Raw genomic sequence first — 3,691 nt, forward strand, 5'->3', positions numbered from 1 at the left:
CCGGTGGACCTGTTTAATCCCATTTCAAATAACCATGTAACCATTTAGGGGAACATTGATTTATTTAAACTTAGATAACTAAAGAGTAATTATGTTAAGACAGGATGGATAACCCACCCTGTCTTTTTTTATATCATACTGGGGGAAATAAAAATTTGACCAATTTTTTTAATGATGAAAAAATGCTTTTCTCAACATCATATCTGGATGACGAGATTAAATGTTTAAAGGTCGCAATACCACCACATATCCTAGCTACCTTTGCTATGCGGAGAAATGAAAAGGAAGATAAACTGCTTCAACATAACCTTTTAGACCGAATTGGGTATAAGGTTGAATCGCTGTATATTGATTGTGGATCTTTTACATTTAAAGATACTGATTATGGATTACAGGAAATGATCGACACTTATTAAGAAATGAGAGAAGAAGATGGATACACATTTGATATTCATGATGAACAAGAATTGGTGATGTTTTCTCATTGGTGGTTCCGTCAATTTGATGCAAGGGTATTTTTAAAAAAAAGATTTGTGTAGATATAATTACCAGTAGAATTACAGTTTTATATACCTTAATATAATAGAGTGCTTCATGAGACCTAAAAATATACCACACTGGAGGTTTTGAAATGAAAAAGAGTATCATTGCTAGTGTAGTAGCTTTGGGAGTGCTAGGAGGTGCAACAGTTCCAGCCAATGCAATGACTATGTTTAAAGAACCGCCGTTCGAATCTTACAAAGTATACAAAGGAGATTCTTTTTCGCTCATTGCAAAGCGTTACGGACTGGATTATAAGAAACTAATGGAACTTAACCCAACAGTTGACCCAATGAATATGCAAGTGGGTTCTGTTATTAGGTTAATGCCTGAGAAAACAGCGAACCAAGAAGAAGTCATTACGAACAAGATTATCAATACAGGTTTATCCTTAATAGGAAAGGCTGAATACTCTGATCTAGGTAAAGTAGACTATGCCTCCCTTAAATTCCGTTGTGCTTCGTTCCTTGATTATATTTTCAAACAAAACGGAATTGACTTAGGTACAGCAAATGAAGATGATATGTATGAAATGGGAACACCCGTTGAAAGGAAAAACCTAAAACGTGGGGATTTAGTTTTCTTTGACGGTAACCATAACGGACTAATTGAACATGTAGGAATTTATATTGGAGATAATAAATTACTTCATATGGCGAACCACAAATTAGACGTTGTTGTTAGTGACATGAATGGAAGCTATTATAAAGAGGCTTATTATGGGGCAAAAAGAGTTATACCTAGTTTGCTTCCTTAAACTACACCAGCAAACAAAGACAGGCGGTTTTCCCCTGTCTTTTTTGTATATATTTTCTTTGCCATTTACAACCCCATCCAATAACAGCCTATGCCCCGATAAATAAAAGAGCTAGGCTGAAGATACTACAGTTGTAAATATAGATGTTCTCCTTAAGGATTTAGAAAATGAACTTAAAAATAATTGAAGTAACGGCTGTATTAGAAATATAATTTAGAATCCATTTTGCTTTTCGTATTTTTCCTCCACAATCGGGACATTTAATGGAATAAGACTCTTAAAAAAACGGGATATTCATGTGAGATTTTGAAGAAATGCACTTAAACTGATTTGTTCAATAAGGAGATGCTCCGCTTCCTATACAGAGCAGGAGAATTGACCCCAGCTATTTAAGCAAGATCGTCTCCCCAAATTCATCAAATGCGTGCTTAAAGTCAAATGCAAAAGGATCTGTTCCATGTTGAATATAAAAGTCGTATCTCTTGAAAGCCTCCTTCCATGAAACATCCGTTACCTTCTCCGTCCACCACACCACATAATTAGGTTGTCTCTCTTGAAGAGGTCCAAACCACTTGTTCCTGTCCCGTAAAGCTTGCTTATGTTGACCTGAATAGGTAAAACGATATAAACATTGAAGGCTTTTCCATACTGTTAGTGTGAGAATGGGGGAACCCTCTCCTTTAATTGCTTTCTCAGGGAAAAGTACTCTATTAGGTGAAAATTCCTTTATTAGATGCCCAGTTTTAGCAGCCTGTCGAATTATTTCATTTCCGACTTCAAAAAACTTACGAGAGGCAGGATGTTCATTTGGATGTTTTAACCTACCAACTGTATAAATCGCAACAAAAGCCAAAATTACCCCTCCAATTACACTATTTACCTACATATATTCTAGAATGACTGGACTAATTCCTAGTTGAACTATATAACTATTAATTGTGGTGGTAGATCAGATGCTTTTCTTTGTTGAACCTTTATTTAGTAGAAAAATACTCTTTTTAAACACCAGATTTAAAAAATGAGTTGCAAAAATGGATAATTATAAAGAACTTAGAAAATTTGTAGGACAAAGTCCTTTTATACTACCAGGTTGGGTTGTTATCAAAATGATTCTAGTATTGAGTCCAAATCCTAGTTATTCCATTAAAGAGCGCTCTACCTGAATAAGAACAACAAAAGAATGCAAAACCAGTTGTGTAAATTTATGAGTTGTAAAATAGTAGCTTGCATGTCTTCTTGCAAATACTTGTGAAAAATGTTAATCTAAATATGAATTATTTTTGTTCGGTGTAAAGGATAGTTTTAGTAAAACTTTTCGTCTTGATGATCACTGAGAGCAAGGATAGTAACACAATGTGTGTTTTTCACACTAGGAGGCAACATAAATGGAAAATGGTAAAGTAAAATGGTTTAACAGCGAAAAAGGCTTCGGATTCATCGAGCATGAAGGTGGAGAAGACGTATTCGTACATTTCTCAGCTATTCAAGGCGAAGGTTTCAAAACTTTAGAAGAAGGTCAAGCTGTGACTTTCGATGTTGAGCAAGGTCAACGTGGAGCTCAAGCAGCTAACGTGCGTAAAGCTTAATAATAAAACCAAACTCAAGCAGGCTCTTTATAGAGTCTGTTTTTTATTTATCTTATAAGCAAAGAACCCCACTCACGAATGAGTAGGGCACATATAAAACAGTAAATCAAATGGTAAACAAAGTGTATCACATAATCACAAATTCTCCTACATTTAAATTAACAATTTTATTATCCTTTTGTAGAGAGGGCTAAATTACCAACCCTTTTTGGGTTATTCAAACGAGTGCTTATGTTGGATTAAGCAATAATATTCAACAAATGGGTGCGATTCTGTAGCAAGAATTACGCTCTTTCGTTGTGTTAAGGGCCATTAATGGAGGAAGAATATACAGAAAAAGTGACTGGAAGGATGTTATTTATTGCAATATGCTTGGTTAATAACCGAGTAAAATGACCAAAACTAACCAGATAGGTAACTTAACCTAGAATAATTATGGAGTGATTTTATGAGTAAAGCTAAAGGAAAAGGTGGAACTGGGAGAGGAACAGACAAGAAGGGTTGGAATCGTTGGCAAGCTAGTGCAAACAAAAAAAAGAGTGCAAAACCTTATGTTAGTAAAGGTACAAAAAAAACAAATGTTGAAAATGACCCCACGAGCAAAAGTTAAACTAAGTTATCCGAAATATAGCGAATGCTGAAATAAATACAATTATTTATTTACCCAACGTGTGCGAGCTCCTTTATAGGAGTTCGCTTTTTTCTTTTTATGCTGGGTAAGGTCAGTTTAATATAAGTAACAATTTACTTTTCTAGGTTTTTCTTAAAAATAAACGGTTCTTTTAATGTGAAATCGCTCTTTTAAAAA

Annotated in this window: 5 protein-coding genes; 4 read left to right on the forward strand and 1 reads right to left on the reverse strand. The window is 34.6% G+C overall.

Annotated elements, in window-relative coordinates:
- Nucleotides 1-155 precede the first annotated feature (155 nt).
- Both V7149_RS23440 and V7149_RS23445 read left to right on the forward strand, forming a co-directional pair.
- Entirely contained in the window at nucleotides 156-416 is a 261-nt protein-coding gene (locus V7149_RS23440; protein ID WP_335347987.1) for a hypothetical protein, read from the forward strand.
- Nucleotides 417-631: 215 nt separating this feature from the next.
- Complete coding sequence (locus V7149_RS23445; RefSeq protein ID WP_335347988.1) at nucleotides 632-1,297, forward strand: C40 family peptidase; 666 nt, start codon at nucleotides 632-634, stop codon at nucleotides 1,295-1,297.
- A gap of 385 nt (nucleotides 1,298-1,682) precedes the next feature.
- Here V7149_RS23445 and V7149_RS23450 read toward each other — a convergent pair whose 3' ends face one another.
- Nucleotides 1,683-2,150: a DUF3291 domain-containing protein gene (locus tag V7149_RS23450; protein WP_335347989.1), complete on the reverse strand. Its 468-nt coding sequence runs from the start codon at nucleotides 2,148-2,150 to the stop codon at nucleotides 1,683-1,685.
- A gap of 532 nt (nucleotides 2,151-2,682) precedes the next feature.
- Between V7149_RS23450 and V7149_RS23455 the strand changes: the two genes are divergently transcribed.
- Together V7149_RS23455 and V7149_RS23460 are read left to right on the forward strand one after the other, a co-directional pair.
- Nucleotides 2,683-2,883 (forward strand): cold-shock protein, encoded by a 201-nt coding sequence (locus tag V7149_RS23455; protein ID WP_335347990.1) that lies wholly within the window; start codon nucleotides 2,683-2,685, stop codon nucleotides 2,881-2,883.
- Between the two features lie 448 nt (nucleotides 2,884-3,331).
- On the forward strand, nucleotides 3,332-3,493 hold the full coding sequence (locus V7149_RS23460) for a DUF3934 domain-containing protein (protein ID WP_335347991.1): 162 nt from the start codon (nucleotides 3,332-3,334) through the stop codon (nucleotides 3,491-3,493).
- The last annotated feature ends 198 nt before the right edge of the window (nucleotides 3,494-3,691 follow it).

The sequence above is a fragment of the Bacillus sp. JJ1503 genome, assembly GCF_036965125.1.
GTDB lineage: Bacteria > Bacillota > Bacilli > Bacillales > Cytobacillaceae > Cytobacillus.